The sequence below is a fragment of the Sphingomonas sp. BL-S-30 genome (genome assembly GCF_055521475.1).
Window position 1 is genome coordinate 1,987,297 of the sequence record NZ_CM145481.1, and the last position, 23,727, is coordinate 2,011,023.

The 23,727-nt window shown below is 65.7% G+C and carries 22 protein-coding genes; 13 read left to right on the plus strand and 9 right to left on the minus strand.

Going from position 1 to position 23,727, the window contains the following annotated elements; genetic code table 11:
• Entirely contained in the window at positions 1-624 is a 624-nt protein-coding gene (gene tmk, locus ACZ1I5_RS09105) for a dTMP kinase (protein WP_465173369.1), read from the plus strand.
• Positions 621-1,601: an AAA family ATPase gene (locus ACZ1I5_RS09110; RefSeq protein WP_465173370.1), complete on the plus strand. Its 981-nt coding sequence runs from the start codon at positions 621-623 to the stop codon at positions 1,599-1,601. The genes tmk and ACZ1I5_RS09110 overlap by 4 nt, the downstream gene beginning before the upstream one ends.
• Before the next feature lie 109 nt (positions 1,602-1,710).
• Here ACZ1I5_RS09110 and ACZ1I5_RS09115 read toward each other — a convergent pair whose 3' ends face one another.
• Positions 1,711-2,430: an ArsR/SmtB family transcription factor gene (locus ACZ1I5_RS09115; protein WP_465173371.1), complete on the minus strand. Its 720-nt coding sequence runs from the start codon at positions 2,428-2,430 to the stop codon at positions 1,711-1,713.
• 137 nt (positions 2,431-2,567) lie between these two features.
• Between ACZ1I5_RS09115 and ACZ1I5_RS09120 the strand changes: the two genes are divergently transcribed.
• From ACZ1I5_RS09120 to ACZ1I5_RS09135, 4 genes are all read left to right on the plus strand, one after another.
• The gene (locus ACZ1I5_RS09120; RefSeq protein WP_465173372.1) at positions 2,568-2,897 is read left to right on the plus strand and encodes an NIPSNAP family protein; all 330 of its coding nucleotides are present in this window, start codon (positions 2,568-2,570) and stop codon (positions 2,895-2,897) included.
• Positions 2,894-3,277: an antibiotic biosynthesis monooxygenase family protein gene (locus ACZ1I5_RS09125; RefSeq protein WP_465173373.1), complete on the plus strand. Its 384-nt coding sequence runs from the start codon at positions 2,894-2,896 to the stop codon at positions 3,275-3,277. Before ACZ1I5_RS09120 ends, ACZ1I5_RS09125 begins: the two co-directional genes overlap by 4 nt.
• Positions 3,278-3,499: 222 nt before the next feature.
• Positions 3,500-4,177: a response regulator transcription factor gene (locus ACZ1I5_RS09130; RefSeq protein WP_465173374.1), complete on the plus strand. Its 678-nt coding sequence runs from the start codon at positions 3,500-3,502 to the stop codon at positions 4,175-4,177.
• Positions 4,177-5,508, plus strand: coding sequence for a HAMP domain-containing sensor histidine kinase (locus tag ACZ1I5_RS09135; protein WP_465173375.1), 1,332 nt, complete (start codon positions 4,177-4,179; stop codon positions 5,506-5,508). The genes ACZ1I5_RS09130 and ACZ1I5_RS09135 overlap by 1 nt, the downstream gene beginning before the upstream one ends.
• Before the next feature lie 146 nt (positions 5,509-5,654).
• On the opposite strand, the gene ACZ1I5_RS09140 is transcribed toward ACZ1I5_RS09135, so the two are convergent.
• Entirely contained in the window at positions 5,655-8,108 is a 2,454-nt protein-coding gene (locus ACZ1I5_RS09140; protein WP_465173376.1) for a TonB-dependent receptor, read from the minus strand.
• A 348-nt stretch (positions 8,109-8,456) separates the two neighbouring features.
• Between ACZ1I5_RS09140 and metG the strand changes: the two genes are divergently transcribed.
• From metG to ACZ1I5_RS09170, 6 genes are all read left to right on the plus strand, one after another.
• Positions 8,457-9,989, plus strand: coding sequence for a methionine--tRNA ligase (metG, locus tag ACZ1I5_RS09145; protein WP_465173377.1), 1,533 nt, complete (start codon positions 8,457-8,459; stop codon positions 9,987-9,989).
• On the plus strand, positions 9,989-10,765 hold the full coding sequence (locus tag ACZ1I5_RS09150; RefSeq protein WP_465173378.1) for a TatD family hydrolase: 777 nt from the start codon (positions 9,989-9,991) through the stop codon (positions 10,763-10,765). Before metG ends, ACZ1I5_RS09150 begins: the two co-directional genes overlap by 1 nt.
• 10 nt (positions 10,766-10,775) lie before the next feature.
• A complete protein-coding gene (locus ACZ1I5_RS09155; protein ID WP_465173379.1) occupies positions 10,776-11,540 on the plus strand; it encodes an MBL fold metallo-hydrolase in 765 nt (254 codons plus the stop codon).
• On the plus strand, positions 11,537-11,743 hold the full coding sequence (locus tag ACZ1I5_RS09160) for a hypothetical protein (protein ID WP_465173380.1): 207 nt from the start codon (positions 11,537-11,539) through the stop codon (positions 11,741-11,743). Before ACZ1I5_RS09155 ends, ACZ1I5_RS09160 begins: the two co-directional genes overlap by 4 nt.
• Before the next feature lie 97 nt (positions 11,744-11,840).
• Complete coding sequence (gene mazG / locus ACZ1I5_RS09165; RefSeq protein ID WP_465173381.1) at positions 11,841-12,614, plus strand: nucleoside triphosphate pyrophosphohydrolase; 774 nt, start codon at positions 11,841-11,843, stop codon at positions 12,612-12,614.
• A 92-nt stretch (positions 12,615-12,706) separates the two neighbouring features.
• Positions 12,707-13,336 carry a hypothetical protein gene (locus ACZ1I5_RS09170; RefSeq protein WP_465173382.1) on the plus strand — a complete coding sequence of 210 codons (630 nt, stop codon included), beginning with the start codon at positions 12,707-12,709 and terminating at the stop codon, positions 13,334-13,336.
• A gap of 29 nt (positions 13,337-13,365) precedes the next feature.
• Here the strand turns inward: ACZ1I5_RS09170 and hflX are convergent, their stop codons facing one another.
• The 7 genes from hflX to dusB form a co-directional block, all read right to left on the minus strand.
• Positions 13,366-14,658 carry a GTPase HflX gene (gene hflX / locus ACZ1I5_RS09175; protein ID WP_465173383.1) on the minus strand — a complete coding sequence of 431 codons (1,293 nt, stop codon included), beginning with the start codon at positions 14,656-14,658 and terminating at the stop codon, positions 13,366-13,368.
• Positions 14,655-15,146, minus strand: a complete 492-nt coding sequence (gene hfq, locus ACZ1I5_RS09180; protein WP_443025211.1) for an RNA chaperone Hfq — start codon at positions 15,144-15,146, stop codon at positions 14,655-14,657. Before hfq ends, hflX begins: the two co-directional genes overlap by 4 nt.
• Positions 15,147-15,264: 118 nt before the next feature.
• Entirely contained in the window at positions 15,265-16,638 is a 1,374-nt protein-coding gene (gene ntrX, locus ACZ1I5_RS09185) for a nitrogen assimilation response regulator NtrX (RefSeq protein WP_465173384.1), read from the minus strand.
• Between the two features lie 3 nt (positions 16,639-16,641).
• On the minus strand, positions 16,642-18,858 hold the full coding sequence (locus ACZ1I5_RS09190) for a sensor histidine kinase (RefSeq protein ID WP_465173385.1): 2,217 nt from the start codon (positions 18,856-18,858) through the stop codon (positions 16,642-16,644).
• Between the two features lie 52 nt (positions 18,859-18,910).
• A complete protein-coding gene (ntrC, locus tag ACZ1I5_RS09195; RefSeq protein WP_465173386.1) occupies positions 18,911-20,365 on the minus strand; it encodes a nitrogen regulation protein NR(I) in 1,455 nt (484 codons plus the stop codon).
• 10 nt (positions 20,366-20,375) lie between these two features.
• Positions 20,376-21,440 (minus strand): two-component system sensor histidine kinase NtrB, encoded by a 1,065-nt coding sequence (locus tag ACZ1I5_RS09200; protein ID WP_465173387.1) that lies wholly within the window; start codon positions 21,438-21,440, stop codon positions 20,376-20,378.
• 4 nt (positions 21,441-21,444) lie between these two features.
• The gene (gene dusB / locus ACZ1I5_RS09205; RefSeq protein WP_465173388.1) at positions 21,445-22,446 is read right to left on the minus strand and encodes a tRNA dihydrouridine synthase DusB; all 1,002 of its coding nucleotides are present in this window, start codon (positions 22,444-22,446) and stop codon (positions 21,445-21,447) included.
• An 86-nt stretch (positions 22,447-22,532) separates the two neighbouring features.
• Here dusB and ACZ1I5_RS09210 point away from each other — a divergent pair, with 86 nt between their 5' ends.
• Positions 22,533-23,687 carry a bifunctional 2-C-methyl-D-erythritol 4-phosphate cytidylyltransferase/2-C-methyl-D-erythritol 2,4-cyclodiphosphate synthase gene (locus ACZ1I5_RS09210; RefSeq protein ID WP_465173389.1) on the plus strand — a complete coding sequence of 385 codons (1,155 nt, stop codon included), beginning with the start codon at positions 22,533-22,535 and terminating at the stop codon, positions 23,685-23,687.
• Positions 23,688-23,727: the final 40 nt, after the last annotated feature.

Genomic DNA, 23,727 nt, shown 5'->3' on the forward strand with positions numbered 1-23,727 from the left:
ATGGGTCGCTTCATCTCGCTCGAGGGCGGGGAGGGGGCCGGCAAATCGACTCAGGCGAAGCGGCTGGCCGAGGCGCTGGGCGCGCGCGGCATCGAGACGCTGGTGACGCGCGAACCCGGCGGCAGCGAGGGCGCCGAGGCGATCCGCGGGCTGTTGATGCAGGGCGAGGTCACACGCTGGAGCCCGCATAGCGAAGCTTTGCTGTTCGCCGCCGCCCGCGCCGACCATGTCGAGAAGATGATCCGCCCGGCGGTCGGCGCCGGGACCTGGGTGATCTGCGATCGGTTCATCGACAGCTCGCGCGCCTATCAAGGCGTGGCGGGCGGGATCGACGATGCCGCCGTGCTCGCGCTGCACGCTTTCGGCTCGCGCGGGCTGCTGCCCGACCGGACCTTCATACTCGAAGTCCCGCCCGAACAGGGGCGCGCCCGGGCCGAGATCCGCGATGGGGCAGGAGCCGATCGCTTCGCGGCGCGGGGCGATGCCTTCCATGCCGATGTCGCGGCAGCGTTCCGGCGTTTCGCCGAGCACGAGCCCGAGCGGGTACGGCTGATCGACGCATCGGGCACGCCCGACACGGTGACCCAGGCCCTGCTCGCCAATCTGGAAGACCTGCTGCCGTGACCTTGCCGGCCGGCAACGACGCGGCGCATGCGGCCTTCGCGGCGGCGATGGAGAGCGGCGCGCTGCACCATGCCTGGCTGTTCGCCGGGCCCGAGGGCGTGGGCAAGGCCAGCTTTGCGAAAGCGGCGGCGCTGCGCCTGCTGGCGGAAGGCGCCTCGCCCGGCACCCTGGCGCCGGGGTTCGAGGTCCCCGAGGGCAATCGCGCCCGATCGCTGATCGCGGCCGGATCGCACCCCGATTATCGCGAACTGGCGCGCCAGCCCAAGGATGCCGACAAGCCGGGACAGGATCTCGCGCGGAGCATCACCATCGCGCAGGTCCGCGCGCTCCAGCCGATGTTCGCGACGACGCCGTCCATGTCGTCGCGGCGGGTCGTGCTGATCGACGCGATCGACGATCTCGAGCGGGGCGGGGCGAACGCGCTGCTCAAGAACCTCGAGGAGCCGCCCGCCGGCACGATCTTCCTGCTGATCAGCCATGCGCCGGGCCGGCTGCTGCCGACGATCCGGTCGCGCTGCCGGCTGCTGCGCTTCGATCCGCTCGACGACAAGGTGATGACCGGCGTGCTGCGGGCGGAACTCCCGCAGTGCGACGACGCGGAGATCGCCGCGCTGGTAAAGGCCGGACAGGGTGCGCCGGGCCGGGCGCTGGGCTTTGCCGGGCTGGAACTGGCCAAGCTGGACGATGCCCTGGCCGCGATCGCGCGCGATGGCGATCCGGGCAATGCGCGGCGGACCAAGCTTGCCAAGCTGCTCGCCCTCAAGGCGGCGCAACCGCGCTACGAGGCGTTCCTCGACCGGGCGCCCGCCTTCATCGCCTCGGTCGCGCCGTCGCGGCAGGGGCGGCGGCTGCAAACCGCGCTCGACAGCTATGACGCCGCGCGAGCCCTGGCGGCGAGCGCACGTGGCCTGTCGCTCGATTCGCAGGCGACGGTGTACGAGATGGCCGGGCTGGTGGCGAAACTGGGCGAAGCCTAGATCTTCGGTCCTGGCAGCTCGGTGTTCAACGTGCGGCGGCGCCACTGATAGTCAGCCACAGTATTGAACGCGCTCGCCCTATGGTTCAGCGTATCACCGCTCCTGGTCATCAATCCGCGCTGCCGTCATGGTCGATGCCGAAATTGGCGTCGAGCGCGCGGCTACCCGAGCGCGTTATCGTGACCGCCCGGGAACCGTCGATCGGCCGCATCCACCCCTGTTCGAAACAGGCAGTCAACAAGGCGGCACCGATCGTGCCGGCGATATGCGGACGGCGTTCGCTCCAGTCGAGACAGGGGCGGCAGAAAAGCCGACGCCGGGTAACCCGCGCCAGCGCGGCATCCACATCGACCCCGATCGATCGAAGGAAGGCGACACCCCCGACAGTCAGCTCGCCGCCGTCCGCCAAATGTCGGATATGACCATGCTCGCCCATACGATCGGCCATCGCGACGGCGATTTCGCCGGCAAGATGGTCGTAGCAGGAGCGTGCCCGCCGCATCGCCGCGTCGCGAGGCCCTGTCCGCACCGTGCGATTTGGGCGGTTTCCCGGCTCTGCCGCTACCGCCATGATTCCCTCGATCATGGTGGCGACGGTCGACGAGGCGAGCCGGTGATACCGGTGCCGCCCTTGCCGCTCGACCGTCAGCAGCCCGGCATCGGTCAGGCGACCAAGGTGGCTGCTTGCCGTTTGCGGCATGATCCCTGCGACGTTCGCCAACTCAGTCGCGGTCAGCGCACGACCGGCCATGAGGGCGACCAGCATGGCGGTACGGGCGGGATCGCCTACCAGCGCGGCAATTTCGGCAATCCCGCTTGTGGTCAGCATCGATCGTCCAGACGGAACAGGTGATATTACAGATGGCTTCGCACGAAAGGCGCCGCTCATGCTTCGACAGCGGCCGAAGCATAGCCGCATATGCGCGATCTACGAAGACCCCGGCAACAACAGCCGGGAGGCCGTTCATGATTACATGCTTCATCCGCTACGAGATCGATCCGTTTCGTATCGATGCCTTCGAAGAATATGCTCGCAACTGGGGGCAGGCGATACCGCGTTGCGGGGCGGATCTGATCGGCTATTTCGCCCCGCACGAAGGGTCGGCCACGACCGCCTATGGACTCTACAACGTGGATGATCTTGCTGCCTATGAGGCCTATCGTGCCCGCCTCAGGGACGATCCCCTGGGCCGGGAAAATTACGAGTTCGCCAGGCGCGAGCGCTTCATAAGGCGTGAGGAGCGGACATTCCTTCGCCGTGTATCTGCACCCCATGCGCTGCGGGTGCAGCGGTGATCGCCGTGATTTTCGAGGTCGATCTGGCCGATGGGCGGATGGACCAATATCTCGCGCTCGCCGCGGCGTTGCGCGATGAACTGGCGGCGGTCGACGGATTCCTGTCGGTCGAGCGTTTTCAGAGCATGTCCGTTCCAAACCGCATGGTCTCCCTGTCGTTCTTCCGGGACGAACAGGCTGTCCAACAATGGCGAAACACGACCGCCCATCGCGCCGCACAAGTCCGGGGACGTGCGGGTGTTTTCGCGACCTACAGGCTTCGCGTCGCGAGCGTCATCCGCGATTACGGCATGGAGGATCGCGCAGAGGCTCCGACAGACAGCCTTGCTGCCCATGCGAGCATGGGGCGTCGGGCACGGTCCTGCTCTTTCTCCGCTTGAACACGATGCGACGAGAAACAGCCAGCGAATCGCTTTTTTCCCGAACACGCTTCACCCTTTGACGTCATGGGAAATGCTCGGATTCGCGCCGCGCCCGGCCCGGGAGACGATCCTCGACTGCGCCGAAAGCCTGTTGGCGTCACGCCCGCACTGACCGGTTGAGATCGGCTGCGTAAAGGATAAGGGAGGAGCGTCACCGACTTCCCATTGAGGGCCGAAAACATGCGACTTCTGGTCGTGGAGGATGATCCGCGCGCGGCGAAACAGCTGGTCGCCGACCTGGAGGAGCTGGGGCACGAGACGATGGTCGCGGCGGATGGCCGGGCCGCGATCGTGGCGGTTACCGAGGGCAAGTTCGAGGCCGTGCTGCTCGACGTGATGCTGCCCTATGTCGATGGGGTCGGCGTCGCGAAGCTGCTGCGCGAGCGCGATATCGAGGTGCCGATCATCATGCTGACCGCGCTGGCCGATCTCGACCAGCGGCTGACCGGGCTCGACGCGGGCGCCGACGACTATCTGATCAAGCCGGCGGCGCCGGCCGAGATCGATGCGCGCCTGCGCGCGATCGTCCGCCGCGCCGCGCGATCGGGCGATTCCGGCATCATGCGGGTCGGCGACATCGAAGTGAACGAGATCAAGTACCGCGCCACCCGCGCCGGCCGCCAGCTCGTGCTGCCCAAGCTCGAATTCCAGGTGCTGTGCGAGCTGGTGCGCAACGCGAACAGCATCGTCACCCGGCAGATGTTCTACCAGAATGTCTGGAAATATGATTTCGAACCGACCACCAACATCATCGAATCCTATATCCGCCACCTGAGGCTGCATCTCAACAAGCCGGGCGAGACCGACCCGATCGTCACGATTCGCGGCGTCGGATACATGATCACCGACAAGAGCTGATGCGGCCCCGGTCCCTCCGCGCGATCATGACGGTCTATGTGGTCGTCTTCCTGGTCGCGCTGGTGGCGATCCGCATCGTCAGCTACCGGATCGACAGCGACGCGTTGCGCCGCGAGGTCGATCGCCGCCTGGCGAGCGAAGCCAGCGCGATCAGCGGCGGCATCTCCCGCAAAGCGATGATCGAGCGGATCGAGGCCGCGCAGGACGACCATGACACCGCCGACCTGTTCTACATGCTCGTCGACGGGAGCGGCCGGCGGATCGCCGGGGAATTGCGGCTGAAGCGACTGCCGCCGATCGGCTATTCCGATTTCGGCGACGATGCCGCGGTCGAAGGCGTCGCGCATGGCCGGGCGCTGGCGCGCAGGGTGGGGGGCGGCGACACGCTGGTCGTCGTGTCCGACAATGACGTCGTCGACGATTTCGACCGGATGCTGTTCCGCGTCCAGCTGATCGGGCTGGGCATCACCGCGCTGATCGTGATCGGCGGCGCGATCGGCATCATGATGGTGATCGGCGGGCGGATGCGCGCGATGCAGCGCACGGTCGATGCGGTGATGGAGGGCGATCTGAAGAGCCGGGTGCCGCTCGACGGATCGCGCAGCGAGTTCGACCGGCAGGCGGCGGCGTTCAACCGCATGCTCGACCGGATCGACGAGCTGATGGCGAACATCAAGCATGCCGCCAAGGACGTGACGCATGAGCTGAAAAGCCCGCTGGCCCGTTTGCGCGCGCGCGTCGCCGCCATCGCCCGGCGATCGGAAGAGGACCCGATCGGCGCCGATATCGCCGATGTGCTGGAGCAGACCGACCAGATCATCGAGCTGTTCGGCAGCCTGTTGCGGCTATGGGAAATCGAGGGCGGTCATCGCCGCGAGCGCTTTGCCGATGTGGCGATGAGCGACCTGGTGCGCGATGTCGGGGAGGCGTTGCTGCACGTCGCCGAGGACGACGTGCACGTGCTGCAGCTCGATATCCTGGACGGGCTGAGCGTGCGCGGCGACCCGAACCTGCTGCGCCAGATGCTGGTCAACCTGGTCGAGAACGCCATCCGGCATACGCCGGCGGGCACGCGCATCATGGTGGGCGTGGAGCGGCGCGGGCATTCGGTCGCGGTCAGCGTGGCCGATGATGGGCCGGGCATTCCGGCGGCCGCGCACGATACCGTGATCCGACGGTTTGGGCGGCTCGAGGCCGAGGGCAAGCCGGTGGGGCAGGGGCTGGGACTGACCCTGGTCGACGCGATCGCGCGCCTGCATGATGGCAGGCTGGTGCTGGAGGATGCGGGGCCTGGGTTGCGCGCGGTGGTGGTGTTGCCGCTGCATCGGTGAGGGGCATCATAAGGCCTTCGCCGGGGAAGAGTAGAAAGGCGTAAGCTGAATAGGAGAGACAGATCGACCCGGACCGACGCGATGGTCGGTCCGGGTCGACTGTTTCCCGGGCGATCCGGGCACCGCGCGGGTGCCCGGAAGATCGATCAGAAGTTGACGCTCACTTCGCCGCCGAAAGTGCGCGGCGGGTTGAAGTTCGCATAGCTGCCGAGCACGGCGTCGTTGGCGCCCGAGCGGCGATAGATGTGCTGCTCATCGAGCAGGTTGCGCGCCCAGACCGAGAAGGTCGCCTTGTTCGCCTCGCTGATCCGGACGTCCGCCAAAGCGAGGCGGCCGTTCACGATGAAGCTGGAGTCGGTCTTCACATTTTCCGCCTGGAAGCTGTAGTCCGCGTCAGCGTAATTGGTGTCCAGGTGCAGGCGGACCTTCATGTCGTCGCCGCCGACCGGCACCTCATAGTCGACATAGCCCGACGCGGCGTTTGGCGGGGTATAGACCACGAACACCTGAGTCGGCACGCCGAAGGTCGGCCCGGGGTTCGGGTTGGGCGTCAGCGGCACCTTGGTGTAGGTATAGGCATAGGATGCCCCGAGCGTCAGGTGCTCGATCGGGCGCACGGTAACGTCCGCCTCGAAGCCCCGGATCTTCGACATGCCAGGCGCATTCGCCGTATTCTCGGTGTGCAGGTTGAAGTTCGGGTTGGGCGTCGTGGTGCCGGGCAGGAACTGGTTGGTATCGACATTGTCGAAGTCGATCTGAGTCCCCGACCGATCCATGATATACCCGGCAAGGTTGATGCGGACCTTGCGATCGAGCAGGTCCATCTTGGCGCCGATCTCATAGGCCTTCACCGATTCCGGCCCGAAAGCCGAGAAGTTCGACGAACGGTCGTTCGCGCCGCCGGCGCGGAAACCGGTCGAATATTTGGCGTAGAGGTTGACGTCCGGCGTCGCGTCGAACGCCAGGGTGACCATCGGATCGAACCGGCCGCGATCATAATGGAGCTGGTAATTGGTCGGCACGCCCGACACGAGGTAGAGCACGCCGTCGCGCTTGTCCTTGGTGTAGCGGCCGCCGACCGTCAGGTGCAGCACATCGGCGAAGTCAGGCGTGTAGGTCGCCTGGCCGAAGGCGGCATAGCTACGGGTGCGGGCGAAGCTGGCGCGCTGCAGGAAGCGCGAATTATAGTCCCAGCCCTGATTGCCCGAATTGATCGCGCCGAACACCTGGGACGGCAGGATGGTGTAGGAAGTGCCGGTCGCGTTCCACTGGTTGGACGACGGAGTCGCCGCCGATTCCCGGGCCTGTTCGTTGAAATAATAGAGGCCCGCGACGTAATCCAACTGGGGGATGCTGCCGACGGCCTGGAATTCCTGGCTGAACTGGCTCTGATACAGGTCCGAGAGGCTGTAGCGGCTGAACTTGCCGTTGGGCACGAACGGCACGCGCTCCGGGCCGCCCGAATTGTCCCACTGGTTGGCGGAAACCTTGCGCCACGCGGTGATCGAGCGAAGCTCGAGCGCGGGCGAGATCTTGTAGGAAAGCTTGGCGCTTTCGCCGCTGGTCCGGTCCACGCTGTACTGCTGCGGGACGCCGACATCGGCGACGTCCTGTCGATCCGGATGGACGCCGACCAGCGGCGGCAGCGGCGCGATGCAGGCGGGGGTGCAGGTGCCGCCGGGGGGCGGCCCGAGCGTGGTGCCGGTGTACACGCCGACGGTGCGGCCCAGCGGGTTGTAGTTGATCAGCTGGCTGTAAAAGGGCGTGTTTTCGTCCTTGGCCTTGTCGAACGAGAAGTCCGCGGTGAAGCCGTCGAACGGCTGCCAGCGCGCGGAGATGCGGCCGCCAACGCGATTATAGGCGTTCCAGCCGATCTGGCCCGCGAGCGGATCCTTCACCATGGGATCCTGATGCTGGATCACGCCGTCGAGCTTGACCGCGAAATTGTGGAAGGCGGGGAGGTCGAGATGGACCTGCCCGTCATATTGCCCGAAATTGCCGATGCCGGCGGAGACGCGGCCGTCGAATTCGCCGGTCGGCGCCTTGGTGACGATGCTGAGCGCGCCGCCTTCAGTATTGCGGCCGAACAGCGTGCCCTGCGGGCCGCGCAGCACTTCCACGCGCTCGACATCGAACAGCGCGGCGTTAAGGCCCTGCTGGCGGCCGAGATAGACGCCGTCGATATAGACACCGACGCCCTGGTCGCGCGCCGTCTGGTTCGCGTCGAACGGCACGATGCCGCGGATGCCGACGGTCAGCGCCGACTGGCGCGCCTCGAAGGTGGCGATGCGCAGCGACGGGATGGCGCCGTCGGCCAGGTCGATCAGGCTCTGCACATGGCGATCGGCGATCACCGTGGGGCTGATCACCGAGATGGCGATCGGCGTCTGCTGGAGATTGGTTTCGCGCTTGAGTGCGGTCACGACGATATCGGCGATCTGGCCGCTATCCGCTTCGGGCGCGTCGGCGGGCTTGGTCTCGTCCGCGGCGGCCGCCGCGGCGGGCGCGGGCGCGGTCTCGGCGAAAGCCGGTACTGCCAGGGTTGCCAGCAGGGCGCCGCCCAACAGCAGCTGAACCCGGAAGGCTTTGCGATCATGCATGTGTAGAATCCCTTTAAGCGGGACATCCCGTCCCGGTTCCGAGGCCGCTACAGATGATGATGGTCAGAAATGTTACAGTGGCTGTAACACAATCAATACAACCTTGTCATTTTCGCATCATTTTTATTTAATAAAGCCAGACATCTTCATGAATCTGTGGATAAGGCTGACGATATGCCGGATTATTTCACGGTATTGTCTCGAATAACATTCGTATCCGATAGTGGATTTAATATCTGTCCGCCGGATAGATCGGCCTCAACATGCCGCCGACTTGATCCGATGCCCTTAACCACCAAAACCCGTTGGGTGTTCTAATCGCCCGGCAACCGCGCTAGGAGGCCGGGCATGGGTCAGCCTTATTACATCACCACCGCGATCAGCTATCCGAACGGGCGGCCGCATATCGGCCATGCCTATGAGGCGATCGCGACCGACGCGATCGCGCGCTATCACCGCCAGGCGGGGCGCGACGTGCGGTTCCAGACCGGGACCGACGAGCATGGCCTGAAGATGGTCCAGACGGCACGCGACCGCGTTGTGGAGACGCGCGCACTCGCCGATGAAATGTCGTCCTATTTCAAGGAAATGGATGATCGTCTGAACATCTCGTACGATCGCTTCATCCGCACCGTCGAGCCGAGCCATCACGCCGCCAGCGCAGCGATCTGGCGGGCGATGGAAGCGGCCGGCGACCTGTATATGGACAAATATGAGGGCTGGTACTCGGTCCGCGACGAGGCGTTCTACGACGAGAAGGAACTCGTGGAGGGGGAAGGGGGCAAAGTCTCTCCCCAGGGCACGCCGGTCGAATGGACGGTCGAGGAGACCTGGTTCTTCCGTTTGTCGAAATATCAGCAGCCGCTGCTCGACCTGTACGAATCCCAGCCCGATTTCATCCGGCCCGAGGCGCGGCGCAACGAAGTGATGCGCTTCGTCGAGGGCGGGCTTTCCGACCTGTCGGTGTCGCGCACCAGCTTCGACTGGGGCGTGAAGGTGCCGGGCAGCCCGGGGCATGTGATGTATGTCTGGGTCGACGCGCTGACCAATTATCTGACCGGGGCGGGTTATCCCGATAATGATGCCGACATGGCGCGCTACTGGCCGGCCGATCTGCACGTGATCGGCAAGGATATCGTGCGATTCCATGCCGTTTATTGGCCGGCTTTCCTGATGTCGGCGAAGCTGGCGCTGCCGAAACAGGTGTTCGGGCATGGCTTCCTGCTCAACCGGGGCGAGAAGATGTCGAAATCCGTCGGGAACGTCACCGACCCGATGGAGCTGGTCGAGCGTTTCGGGGTCGATGCCTTGCGTTACTTCCTGCTGCGCGAAGTGAGCTTCGGCCAGGACGGGAGCTATTCGGAAGAAGCGATCGTGACGCGGTGCAATGCGGACCTGGCGAACAATCTCGGCAATCTGGCGCAGCGATGCCTGTCGATCGTCGCGAAGAATTGCGATGGCAAGGTGCCGCCCGCCGGTGCGCGCACCGAAGCCGACGAAGCGCTGCTTGCCAGCGTTACCGCAGCCGAGGCGGCGCTGCACGAGGCGATGAAGGATCTGGCTATCCACAATGCGCTCGAGGCAGTGTGGTCCGCGGCGCGGGACGCCAACCAGTATTTTGCCGATGCGGCGCCGTGGAGCGTGCGCAAGACCGATCCGGAACGCGCCGATGCCATTCTGCACCTGACGATCGAGGCGATCCGGCGGATCGCGGTGATGGCGCGCTGGGCGATCCCGGACGGTGCCGACCGGCTGCTCGACCTGCTGGGCCAGGACGCCGCGGCGCGCGACTTCGACGCGCTGGGCATGGCGGTGGTGGCGGGCACGCCCTTGCCGGCGCCGAGCGGCGTGTTCCCGCGGCTGGAGCTGACGGAGGCCTGATGTTCGCCGACAGCCATTGTCACCTCAACTATAAGGGGCTGGCCGAGCAGCAGCCCGAAATCCTGGCGCGGGCGCGGGCCCGGGGCGTCTCGGCGATGCTCAACATCGCGACGCGCGAGAGCGAATGGGACGCGGTGATCGGCACGGCCGAGCGCGAGCCCGACGTCTGGGCGACGGTCGGCATCCATCCGCATGAGGCGGACCAGCATCCCGATGTCGGCACGGCGAAGCTGATCGAGCGCGCGGCGCATCCGCGCGTCGTCGGGATCGGCGAGAGCGGGCTCGATTATTATTATGATCACAGCGACCGCGACCGGCAGCGCGCGAGCTTCCGCGCGCATATCGCCGCCGCGCGCGAGATCGGATTGCCGATCGTCGTGCACACGCGCGACGCCGAGGAGGATACGGCCGAGATCTTGCGCGAGGAGATGGGGAAGGGCGCCTATCCCGGCGTGATCCATTGTTTCACGGCGAGCGGCGGTTTTGCCGATATCGCGCTGGACCTGGGCCTTTATATCTCGATTTCCGGCATCGTGACGTTCAAGAACGCGAAGGATCTGCAGGAGACCGCGGCGCGGCTGCCGATCGAGCGGCTGCTGATCGAGACCGACGCGCCTTTCCTCGCACCCGTGCCGAATCGCGGGAAGACGGGCGAGCCGGCATTCGTGGCGGATACGGCGGCTTTCCTAGCGAAGCTGCGCGGCGAGGAATTGTCAGTGCTGGCCGAGCGAACGGCCGCGAACTTCCACACATTGTTCGCCAAGACCCGCGCGTGAGAGCAGGGGCGTGAAGGTCCGGATCCTCGGATCCGGCACCTCGTCTGGGGTGCCGCGAATCGGCAATGACTGGGGCGCCTGCGATCCGGCTGAGCCGCGCAACCGGCGGTCGCGGGCCTCGATCCTGGTCGAAACCGACACCACCCGGATCCTGATCGATACGAGCCCGGACATGCGCGAGCAGCTGCTCGCGGCCAATGTCTCGACGGTCGATGCGGTCATCTGGACTCACGACCATGCCGATCATTGCCACGGCGTCGATGATCTGCGGCAAGTCTATCACGCGATGGGCCATCCGGTGCGCGGGCTGGCGCGGCCCGCGACCTGGGACGCGCTGGTCCAGCGCTTCGCTTATGCGTTCCTCGGGCATGACGAGTATCCGCCGACCGTCGCGATGGAGGCGCTGCCCGATGCGATCACCATCGGCGACATCACCGTGCGGGTGACCGACCAGCCGCACGGGACGATCCTGTCGGCGGGTCTGCGTTTCGACACGGCCGCGGGATCGATCGGATACGCCACCGATTTCAATATCATGACCGACGATATGCGGACACTCTATGAGGGCCTGGACGTGTGGATCGTCGATGCGCTGCGCTATCGGCCGCACCCGACTCATCCCGATGTGCCGACCGTGCTTGGGTGGATCGAGGAACTGCAGCCGCGCCGGGCCGCGTTCATCCATATGGATCAGTCGATGGACTATGCGACCTTGCGCGCCGCGCTTCCGGCCGGGGTTGAACCGGGGTATGACGGCATGGAGGTGATGCCGTGACCGACCAGTCCGCCGATGTGATCTATTATCTGCTGATCCTGCTGCTGCCGCTGTCCGCGCTGATGGCGCGTCGGCTGCCGATCGGCGACGTGTTCAAGATGGCGCTGGCCTGGGTCGCGATCTTCGGCGTCGCGTTCCTTCTGGTGGTGCTGTGGCAGCAAGCGATGGGCACCGGGGCCGCGATTGGCGGTCTGTTCGGCTGATGAGGCACCGTGAGGGGGCTATTTTGATCCTGTCTGAATTTAACATAATGTGTATTATCGAACTAGCGGATATGGCCGGGGCAGGACTCCCCCGTCCGTGAGCCGTCCTTCCGATATCGGCCCTTCCAACATCGAGCGTCTCGTGGCGATCATGGAGCGGCTGCGCGATCCGGAGCATGGCTGCGACTGGGATGTCGCGCAGGATTTCTCCACGATCGCGCCGTACACGATCGAGGAAGCCTATGAAGTCGCCGACGCGATCGCGCGTGGCGACATGGCCGACCTCAAGGACGAGCTTGGCGACCTGCTGTTCCAGGTCGTGTTCCACAGCCGCATGGCCGAGGAAGCCGGGCTGTTCGCTTTGCCTGACGTCGTGGCGTCGATCAGCGACAAGATGGAACGCCGGCACCCGCATGTCTTCGGCGACAGCGGTGGCGGCCATGAGCAGCATTGGGAGCGGCTGAAGGCGGTCGAGCGCGCAGCCAAGGGCGATGCCGGCGCGCTGGACGGCGTCGCGGTCGGCTTGCCCGCCTTGCTCCGCGCCGAGAAGCTGCAGAAGCGCGCGGCGCGCACCGGGTTCGACTGGCCCGATCCATCGGGCGCGCGGGCCAAGATCGACGAGGAGATCGCCGAGATCGAAGCAGCCTCTTCCGCCGAGCGCGAGGAAGAGATTGGCGACCTGCTGTTCGCGGTGGTGAACTGGTCCCGGCATCTCGGCGTCGACCCCGAGGCGGCGTTGCGGTTGGCGAACGCTAAGTTCGAGCGGCGTTTCAAGGCGATGGAGGCTGAGGCCGGCGATGCGTTTGCCGGGCTGGATCTGGAGGCCAAGGAAGAGCTTTGGGTGTCGGCGAAGCGCGCGGAGAAATCATGAGGCGTTACGCAAACGCGGCCTCAATCACACTTGACCGTGCGAACATAATGTGAACATCTTGGGCGACTGAGTAGTTCCAGGGGTTTGGCAGGGTGAAAACCGTTATTCGTCCCGTTAGAATTTTTGGCTACTTGGCCTTTGCTTTCCTGGCCTTGGGTTCAGCTAGCCAGTCACAGGCAAAGAGGGGATGTGGCATCTACCCCGATGAGGCTTATGAGAACTTTCCGGAAATAGGGTGGTCCGCTTGCCGCCTGAAGCATCAAGGGCAGCGGCCGCTATGGCGAGATTTTGCTGGAAAGCATAAGCGGGTCATGCGCTTCGTGTTTACCGAAGGCCATAGCGCTTTCTACCGATACGTCTTCATTACGGAAAATCTCGACGGCACAGGCGACATCAGAACAGGCGGCACCAATCGCCGCACCGAAAACAGGTGGGACCCTATTCCAGTCCGCCGTTCTTCCCTATCCGAGAAGCAAATGGCGGATCTGAATATGCTGGTCGCACAGGCTAAACTCTGGGAATTTTCCATGGAGTCTTGGGACGACCCAGACGAGATAGTTTCTCATTGTCAGTTACTTGAAATGGAAATGGCTACGGGCAAGGACTATCGCTACTCATCGGTATTTATTGGGTGCAATCAACCAACGAAATTGATGCCGGTTGTGGACGAGGTCGCTCGCTTAGGAGGTTTGACGAAAATTGACCCGCAGCGTTACCGCTAATCGTCAGTCGATTGGCGCGGCGCGCCGAATCAATCGTTGCGCTGGTTGAAGCGTTCGAAGTCGCGTTCCGCCATGCGGACTTCGTAAACCGCGCTGTCGTCTTCGATTTCCTGCGAGATCACCTCGCCATGCTGGTGCAGCCAGGCAGCCCCCGCCCCATCGGATGCCGCCAGCTCGATGCGGTAGCGGCGATGGGCCTGAGTCAGCAGCGCGGCGACCTTGTCGATCAGGGTGTCGACCCCTTCCCCGGTCATGGCCGAGAGCGCGACGACGTCGGGGCGGTGCTCCGCCTCCCCCACCCGTTCGGTGCGGTCGTCTTCGTCGAGCAGGTCGAGCTTGTTCCAGGCCTCGATCCGCGGCGTCGTGATGGCGACGCCGATTTCGGTCAGCACGGCCTCGACATCGGCCTTTTGCGCGGCGCTGTCGGGATGCGCGATGTCGCGGACATGGATCAGCAGGTCGGCCGAGATCACTTCCTCAAGTGTTGCCTTGAAGGCGGCGACGAGTTGAGTCGGCAGTTCGGAGACGAACCCCACCGTGTCGGAGAGGATCGCCTTGTCGATGCCGGGCAGCGAGATCTGGCGCAGGGTCGGGTCGAGCGTGGCGAAGAGCAGATCTTCCGCCATGACGTCAGCGCCGGTCAAGCGGTTGAAAAGCGTCGATTTCCCGGCATTGGTATAGCCGACCAGCGCGATCACCGGCCAGGGCGCGCGCTGGCGGCGGTCGCGGTGCAGGCCGCGGGTGCGGGTGACCTGTTCGAGTTCGCGCTTGAGCCGTGCCATGCGGTCGCGGATCAGGCGGCGATCCGCCTCGATCTGGGTTTCGCCCGGTCCGCCGAGAAAGCCGAAGCCGCCGCGCTGGCGTTCGAGGTGAGTCCAGCTGCGCACGAGGCGGCCGGCCTGGTAGTCGAGATGCGCGAGTTCGACCTGCAGCCGCCCCTCGGCGGTCGCGGCGCGTTCGCCGAAGATCTCGAGGATCAGGCCGGTGCGGTCGATGACCTTGGCTTCGAGCGCCTTTTCCAGATTGCGCTGCTGGATCGGCGTGAGTGGCGCGTCGAACACGACGAGCCCCGCCTCCTCCATGCGGATCGTCGCGGCGAGTTGTTCGACCTGGCCCGACCCGATCAGGGTCGCGGGCTTGGCCTGGCGGACGCGGAAAGCGACCTTTTCCGCCACGACCACACCGATCGCCTCGGCGAGACCGGCAGTCTCGTCGAGACGCGCGGCGGCGTCGCGCGAGGACACGCCATGTTCGGGATAGACCACGACGGCCCGCGCACCCCGCGCGAACTCGTCGCGATCACGTTCGAAACCTGTGGTCAATCGTCTTCCGAACCTGCTGTTTCATCAGCCAAATTCAACGGATGGGCCGGCTGGATGGTCGACACCGCATGCTTGTAGACGAGCTGCGACATGCCGTCGCGCTGGAGCAGCATGCAGAACAGATCGAACGCGGCGATCTGGCCCTGCAGCATGACGCCATTGACCAGGAACATGGTGACATTGTCGTCGGACTTGCGGACTGCGTTCAGGAAGATCTCCTGAAGCAGCGGCGCCTTTTTCTGCGCTTCGCCCACCGCATTGACGATCGCCGCCACATCGACCGTGGCCGAGGGCATGATCGTCGAGATGGCGTGCTTGTAGATCAGCTGCGACTGGCCGTCGCGGCGGAGCAGCACCGAGAAATTGTCGAACCAGGTCACGATGCCCTGGAGTTTCACGCCCTTGACGAGGAACATCGTCACCGGGGTTTTCGAACGCCGCAGGGCGTTGAGGAACAGGTCTTGCAGCGAAGTCTGCTTGTCGGCCATCGGTCGATCCTTTGTTCTTGGCGGGTGGTTTTCCCGCGATGCGCCGGGTTCCCGGCGTCGGATGCGCGCTCCCTGAGCGCGGTAGGACCAATCTAGGGACGAAGGCCGCTTTCGTCCACTACTCGTCGCGCGTTTCCGTGATCCCGAGCAGCTTCAATTTGCGGTGCAGGGCCGAACGCTCCATTCCGATGAAGCTCGCGGTGCGTGAGATGTTGCCGGAGAAACGGCGAATCTGGATGCGGAGATATTCGCGTTCGAAGGTCTCGCGCGCCTCGCGCAGCGGGGAGCCCATGATCGCATTGGTGCTGCCGCCCATCTCGCCGGGATCGCCGAGCACTTCGGCGGGCAACAGGTCGAGATCGATCCGGCCGATCCGGTCGCCGGGCGCCATGATGACGGTCCGCTCGACCACGTTGCGGAGCTGGCGGACATTGCCGGGCCACTCATAGCTCTGCAGTGCGACCATGGCGTCAGGCGCGATCTCCGGCGTCGGCACGCGGCGTTCCGAGGCGTAGTGCGCGATGAAATGCGCGACCAGCGCGGGAATATCCTCGCGCCGCTCGGCAAGGCCCGGGATCAGCACCGGCACGACGTTGAGCCGGTAATAGAGATCCTCGCGGAACCGGCCCTCGGCGATTTCATGCGTGAGGTCGCGCGCGGTCGCCGAGACGACGCGGACATCGACCTTCACGACTCGCTGGCCGCCGACGCGGGTAAAGCTCTGGTCGGTCAGCACGCGCAGGATGCGCGCCTGAGTCGCGATCGGCATGTCGGCGATCTCGTCGAGGAACAGGGTGCCGCCATGCGCCTGTTCGAGCAGGCCGGAACGGACGAGTTGGCCCCCCTCCTCCACCCCGAACAATTCCTCCTCCACTCGTTCGGGCGTCATGCGCGCCGCGCTGACGATGACGAAGGGCGCGCCGGCGCGCTGGCTCCAGCCATGGAGCAGGCGCGCCGCGACTTCCTTGCCCACGCCGGCCGCGCCCATCACCAGCACGCGGCTGCCGGTCGAGGCGACGCGTTTCAGGGTAGCGCGCACGCCGTTGATCGCGGCCGAGCTGCCGGTGAGATCATTGTTGGCGCCGACCGAGGCGCGCAGCGACGCCACTTCGCGCCGCAGCCGTTCGGTCTCGGTCGCGCGGGCGACCATCAGCAAGAGGCGCTCGGCCTCGAACGGCTTTTCGATGAAATCGGCGGCGCCACGACGGATCGCGGCGACCGCGGTGTCGAGATTGCCATGGCCGGAAATGACCAGCACCGGAATCGACGGATCGCGGCGCTTCAGTTCATCGAGCAGTTCGAGCCCGTCGAGGCGCGAGCCCTGAAGCCAGACGTCGAGCAGCACCAGCGAGGGGCGCCGGGCGGAGATCGCCTCGAGCGCGGCATCGCTGTCCGCCGCGCCGCGGGTTTCATAGCCCTCGTCTTCCAGGACGCCTGCGACCAGTTCGCGGATGTCGTGCTCGTCGTCGACGATGAGGATGTCGAGTGCCATGATTCAGGTCCGATTTCGCGTGAGTTCAGGAGTGCGGCGGTCTTCCTCCTCGGCCGTGTCACGGCCCCCCGTATCCATTGCCGCCAGCAATGCCGTGTCGAAGATCATCATGACCACCGTGCCGCCCCCCTCGCGGTCAGTGAAGCCGATCGTGCCGCAATGTTCCTCGACGATCTTCTTGACGATCGCTAGGCCGAGGCCGGTGCCGCGGGCGCGCGTCGTCACATAGGGTTCCACCAGTCGCTCGCGCGCGGCGGGCAGACCGACACCGTCATCGGCGACCGAGACGATCACCGCATTGTCCTTCTGGGCGAGCGTCATGGTGATCGCGCCCTCGGCCCCCTCCCCGCGCGCGTCGATCGCCTCGACGGCGTTCTTGACGATGTTGGTGAAGGCCTGGCCGATCTGGCGCCGATCGCACACCAGCATGGGCCCGGTATCGTCATGGATGAGGTCGAAGCGGATCGAGGGATGCGCGACCTCGTGCAGGAACAAGGTCTGGCGCGCGATATCGAGCAGCGATTCGTCGTGGAAGGTCGGCTTGGGCATCCGCGCGAAGGACGAGAATTCGTCGACCATCCGCCGAAGATCGCCGACCTGGCGGACGATCGTCTCGGTCAGGCGCGTGAAAGTGCCGTCATCGTTCGGCAGCTGCTTGTTGTAGCGGCGCTGGAGCCGCTCCGCGGCGAGCTGGATCGGCGTCAGCGGGTTCTTGATCTCGTGCGCGATGCGGCGGGCGACATCCGCCCAGGCGGCGCGGCGCTGGTCGAGCAGCTGGCCGGTGATGTCGTCGAAGGTCAGGATCGGACCTTCATCGGCACGCGCGATCTTCACCGCGAGGGTACGAGCCTCGCCCTCCACATCCACTTCGACGATCGATTCGCGCGATTCGCCGCGAATGAGCGCGTCGAGCTCGGGCGAGATCGCAGCGAGCGGGCGGCCCACGAGATCCTCATCGCCGGTATGGAGCAGCATCGCGGCCGAGCGGTTGATCAGTCGGATCCTGCCATCACCAGCGATCGAAATGACGCCGGCGGTGACGCCCGACATCACTGCCTCGATCAGCGCGCGGCGGCTTTCGAGCGCGCCGGTCTGTTCCTCGAGGCGTCCGGTCATCTGGTTGAAGGCAGTGCCGAGCGTGCCGACCTCGTCATCGGTCTTGGGCATCGGGACTCGCGCCGTCAGATCACCGGTCGCGACGCGGTGCGCCGCGGCGACAAGCTCGCCGACCGGGCGGACCAGACGATCGGCAACTTCCAGCGCGATCCATACCGCCACACCGACGATCAGCAGGGAGATGAACAGCAGGGCTGCGTTGAACTTGAGCTGCAGCGACCGCGACCGCGTCTGAAGCGTACGATAATCGGTCAGGATCGTCTGGCCGCGCTTGAGCTGGTTGCTGAGCTGAGGATCGAAGATGCGGGCCGCATACAGGTAGGTGTCGTCGCCATAAGCGAGCTTCACCACCGCTGCCGCACGATCCTTGCTCTGCAGGATCACGCTCGGCGCGCCGGCATTGATCCTGGCCACGATCTGCGGCGTGATGACCTTGTCGAGCGGCCGATCGTACAGATTGACCATCGCGAGCACGCGCGTCTGGCCATCCGAGCCGACTCTCGCGATGACTGCCTCGGACAAGTTGCGGCGATATACCTGATAGCCGTAATATTGGGAGAAACGCTTCTCATCCAGCGGGTTGGCGCCCAGATAGTCGGCCAGGTCGCCGCTCATCGTCGTCGTTTCGTTGCTGACCCGGTTGAGTTCCGCGCGGTAATTTTCCTGCGCCAATGTCGTCGCATTTTCGAGCATGCCACGGGCACGGTCGGAAAACCAGAATTCGACGCCATATTGGAACAGCAGCGACGCGAACACGACCACCAGCAGCGTCGGCACCGCGGCTATCACCGAAAACAGCGCAACGAGCCTGACGTGCAGCCGCCCCTTGCCGCCGATCGGCGACCGCGCGGCGCGGCGCATCGCGATGCGCCGTCCGAGCAGGACGAGCAGGGCAACACCCGGCAGCAGGTTCGACACCAGCAGCAAGGCGACGAGCGACGGCGTGAGCAAGGTCGGGGAATTCGCCCCGCCGCTGATGACGAAATAACTGATGGTGGCGATCACGGCCGCGCCGGCCAGCACCAGCAATTCGACGAACGGCGTCACGCTGAAGCGCAAACCCAGCGGTTTCTTGATTTTCGCGGGAGCCGCGTCGGCCGTCATCGTGTCTTCAATACAACATTTTGTTGCAAGGAAAACACACAAACCGCACGGGTCAGCCCGTATCGCTACCGCCCGATCGCCCTGCGTCGGGGTCTATACCCAGTGTATCGAGGCGTTTGCGCAGCGTATTGCGGTTGATGCCGAGCGCGCGGGCAGCCCGCAACTGGTTCTGGCCGTGGCGCGCGAGCAGCGCCTCGATCAGCGGGCGTTCGACCTCGCCGATGATCCGGTCGTAGAGGCTGCCGTCGTCGAGCGCCGCCGGTTCCTCCCGCGCGAGCCGTTCGAGCCGGGCGTGGATCGCCGCTTCGATGCCCGGATCGCCGGGCATGGCGGGCTGCGCAGAGGATGACGCGCCGATCATCGCCCGGACCTCGTCCGCGCCGATCCGTTCGTCGCGGCTCAGCACGGCGATGCGGCGCATGATGTTCTCCAGCTCGCGGACATTGCCGGGCCAGTCATAGCTTTCGAGCGACGTGATGGCCGCCGCATCGAGTTGCTTGCGCGGCAGGCCTCCCTCCGCAGCGCGATCGAGAAAATGGCGCGCGAGCAGGGAGATGTCCTGACGCCGGGCGCGGAGCGCCGGCAGGCTCACCGGCACCACGTTGAGGCGATAGAACAAATCCTCGCGGAACAGGCCGGTCGCGACGAGCTGGGCGAGATCGCGATTGGTCGCGGCGACGATGCGGACATCGGCGCGGATCGTGCGCGCGCCGCCGACGGTGGTGAACTCGCCCGACTGAAGCACGCGAAGCAGCCGGGTCTGTGCCTCCATCGGCATGTCGCCGATCTCGTCGAGGAAGAGTGTACCCCCTTCCGCCTGCTCGAACCGGCCGGCGGAGCGCGCCTGGGCCCCGGTAAAGGCGCCGCGTTCATGGCCGAACAGCTCGGCTTCGATCAGTTCGCGCGGGATCGCCGCCATGTTGAGCGCGACGAAAGGCGAGCGCCGGCGCGGGCCGAGATCGTGGATGGCGCGGGCCACCAGCTCCTTGCCTGTGCCCGATTCGCCCGAGATCAGCACGGTCAGGTCGTTCGAGACGACGCGCGCGATGATCCGGTAGACGTCCTGCATCGCCGGCGAGCGGCCGATCAGCGGGAGCGCCGAATCGACCTCGTCTTGGCCTTCCTCGGGCGCACCGGGGCCTCGGGCGAGCGCGCCCTGAACCGCCCGGGCGAGCACGTCGAGATCGAACGGCTTGGGGAGATAGTCGTAAGCCCCGACCTCGGTCGCGCGCACGGCGGTGGTCAGGGTATTGCGGGCGGAAAAGACGATAACCGGCAGGCCGGGATAATCCGCCGTCAGTCGCTCGACGCGATCGAGGCCATTGCCGTCAGGCAGAACGACGTCAGTGATCAGCACGTCGGGCAGTCCCGCGGCGAGCTGTACGTCCAGCTCGGCCAGGCTCGCCGCGGTGGTCACGCGGTGGCCATCGCGGCGCAGCGCCTGTGCAACGACGGTGCGGATTGCCGAATCGTCGTCGACGACCAGGATGGTGCCCTGGTTCTTCATGCGTTGCTCTTCACGTTGATCCCCGGGGCAGCAGGATGCGGAACACCGACTGGGGCGGCGATCCTTCCCGGGCATATTGCACGATCCCGCCCATGTCGCGCACCAGCTTGTCGACCAGCGCAAGGCCAAGCCCCTGCCCCTCGGGCTTTCCCGAGACGAACGGGTCGAACAGATGGTCGGCAATGTCCTCGGGCGCGCCGGGGCCATTGTCGATCACGCAGATCTCGATCGGCAGCGGCTGGCGCGGCCGGCCCGGTGCCGGGCTGACCGCCATGCCGTGACGATAGGCCGTCGCAAGCGTGATGCGCGCGTCGGCCTGTTCGGCCATCGCCTCGGTCGCGTTCTTGATGAGGTTGAGCACGACCTGGAGAATTGCGTCGCGGTCCGTCATCACCGGGGGCAGCGACGGATCGAAGCGTTCGTCGATCGTCACATGCCGGGCGAACCCAGCCAGCGCGACGCGGCGAGCATGATCGAGCAGCGGGTAGATATTCTCGGGGTTGAGGCTCAGCGGACGGGTATCCGTGAAGTCCTGCATCCGGTCGATCAGCGCGGCGATCCGGTCGACCTCCGTGGTGATGAGCGTGGTCAGTTCCTCGGTGCCGTCGCCATCACCGGCGATGAGCTGCGCCGCGCCGCGAATGCCCGAGAGCGGGTTCTTGATTTCATGCGCCAGCATCGCCGCCGCGCCGATCGCGGCGCGCGCCGCCGACGCGCGGTCGACCGACTGGCCCATCCGCCGCGAGGTGGCGCCATGATGCAGCGTGATGGACCGCCAGCCGGCATGATCGGGCACCCTCGCCTCGATATAGTCGACCATGATCCGGCCGCTACGCGCGACCTCGATTTCGGCATCGAAAGCGGAAAAGCCCTGATTGTCGCGCCGGCTCGGCTCGCCCGGCGGCGTCAGCACGCTGTCGAGCGGCTGGCCGCGCATCGCGCGCTCGGACAGGTTGAGCAGGGCCTCGCATTCGGCATTGGCGAAGGCGACCCGCCCCTCCGGATCGATTACCATGACGGCAACCGGAAGGGCGGCGAAGAGAGCGGCGAAGCTCGGCCCCGCCTTTTCGGTCATGACATCACGCCGCCGCGCGGCTGCGCCACGGCGCGTAGAATTCGGCGAGCATCGCCTGGACGGTCTTCGGGTCAGGAATCTGGTTCACGCGATTGCGGAATTCGGCCGAGCCGTGCAGGCCCTTGGTGTACCAGCCGATGTGCTTGCGCGCCATGTTGACGCCGACTTCATTGCCATAATGCGAGAGCATCGCATCATAATGCTCAGTAATTAGCTCATATTGCTGTTCGATCGTAGGATCGGAAATGCGCCGGCCGGTGGCGAACCATTCCATCACCTGCGCAAGCAGCCAGGGGCGACCATAAGCACCGCGGCCGATCATCACGCCGTCCGCGCCGGATTGTTCGAGCGCCGTCTCGGCATCCTCGATCGAGCAGATATCGCCATTGGCAATGACCGGGATCGACACCGCATCCTTCACCCGGCGGATAAACGCCCAGTCGGCGGTGTCGCGGTACATCTGGTTGCGCGTGCGGCCATGCACCGTGACCATCTTCGCACCGAGGTCCTGAGCGATCTTCGCCAGGTCCGGCGCGTTGAGGCTCGAATGATCCCAGCCCATCCGCATCTTGACCGTCACCGGTACGCTGACGGCGTCGACCGTCGCGCGGATGATCGCGCCGGCATTGTCGAGATCGCGCATCAGCGCCGAGCCCGCATCGCCGCTGGTCACCTTGCGCACCGGGCAGCCCATGTTAATGTCGATGATCGCGGCGCCGCGATCCTCGCTCAGCTTGGCCGCCTCCCCCATCTCGTGCGGCGTACAGCCGACGAGCTGCATCGACACGGGTTCCTCGACCGGGTCCCAGGCCGCCTTTTGCAGCGACTGGCGGGTCTCGCGGATCGCGGCCTGGCTCGCGACCATCTCGGTCACGTTGAGGCCCGAGCCGAAGCGCCGCACGACCGTGCGGAACGGCATGTCGGTGACGCCCGTCATCGGCGCGAGAATCACGGGGCGCTCGATCCGGACGGGTCCGATCTGGATGGGGGCGAGGGTCTGAGTCATGTGCCTGAAAAACGGGCAGCCTATAGGGGAGGATGGCGGCGGCGGCAAGGCTGGCGGTCTCCGGCCGCTTGGGCTAGGCGAGCGCGATGACGCAAGGGGGCACCGTAGCGCTGATCGTCGCCGCCGGGCAGGGTGTGCGGAGCGGGGGCAATGTGCCCAAGCAGTTCGCCACGCTCGCCGGCAAGCCGATGATCGCGCATAGCTATGCGGCGTTGGCCGCCCATCCCGATATCTCGCGGGTGATCGTGGCGATCGGGCCGGGGCAGGAAGAAGCGCTGGCGGCGGCACTGGGCGATGTCGACCATGTACCGGGCGGCGCGACTCGCCGCGCATCGGTTCGTGCCGGGCTGGAGGCCCTGGCCGACGGCAAGCCCGATCGCGTGTTGGTTCATGATGCGGCCCGCCCCTTCCTGAGCGGCGCGGTGATCGACCGCCTGCTTGCCGCGCTCGACTTGCAGGAGGGCGCGCTCCCTGCCCTGCCCGTCGCGGATACGCTGGCGCGCGGTGGGGAGACCCTGGGCGAGATCGTGCCGCGCGAAGGCATGTACCGCGTGCAGACACCCCAAGCCTTTCGTTTCGATGCAATATTTGCCGCGCACAAGGCGTGGCGGGGCGAGGAACCGACCGACGATGCCCAGATGCTGCGCGCATCGGGCGGTACGGTCGCGATCGTCGAGGGGGACATGATGCTGGAGAAGATCACCTATCCGGCCGACTTCGCCGCCGCCGAGGCGCGCCATGCCGCCGGGATGCGGGTGCGCAGCGCGACTGGCTTCGACGTGCACCGCCTGGTCGAGGGCGAGGAGCTGTGGCTCGGCGGCGTCCTGATCCCGCACGACAAAGGGCTTTCCGGGCATAGCGACGCCGATGTCGCGCTCCATGCCATCACCGACGCCCTGCTCGGCACCGTCGCCGATGGAGATATCGGCATGCATTTCCCGCCGAGCGATCCGAGATGGCGCGGGGCGGATTCGGCCCAGTTCCTGGAACATGCCGCGTCGCTGGTCGTCGCGCAGGGCGGCATCATCGATTTCGTCGACCTGACCCTGATCTGCGAGGCGCCCAAGGTCGGGCCGCACCGCGAAGCGATGCGTACCCGGATCGCGGCGCTGTTGCGGCTCAAGCCGGGGCAGATTAGCGTCAAGGCAACCACCACCGAACGCCTCGGCTTCGCCGGACGCGGCGAAGGTATCGCCGCTCAAGCCATCGCAACGATCAGGATCCCGGGGGATATAGCGTGATGAAGCGGAAGAAGATGGTCGGGGCGCTCGCGTTATGGGC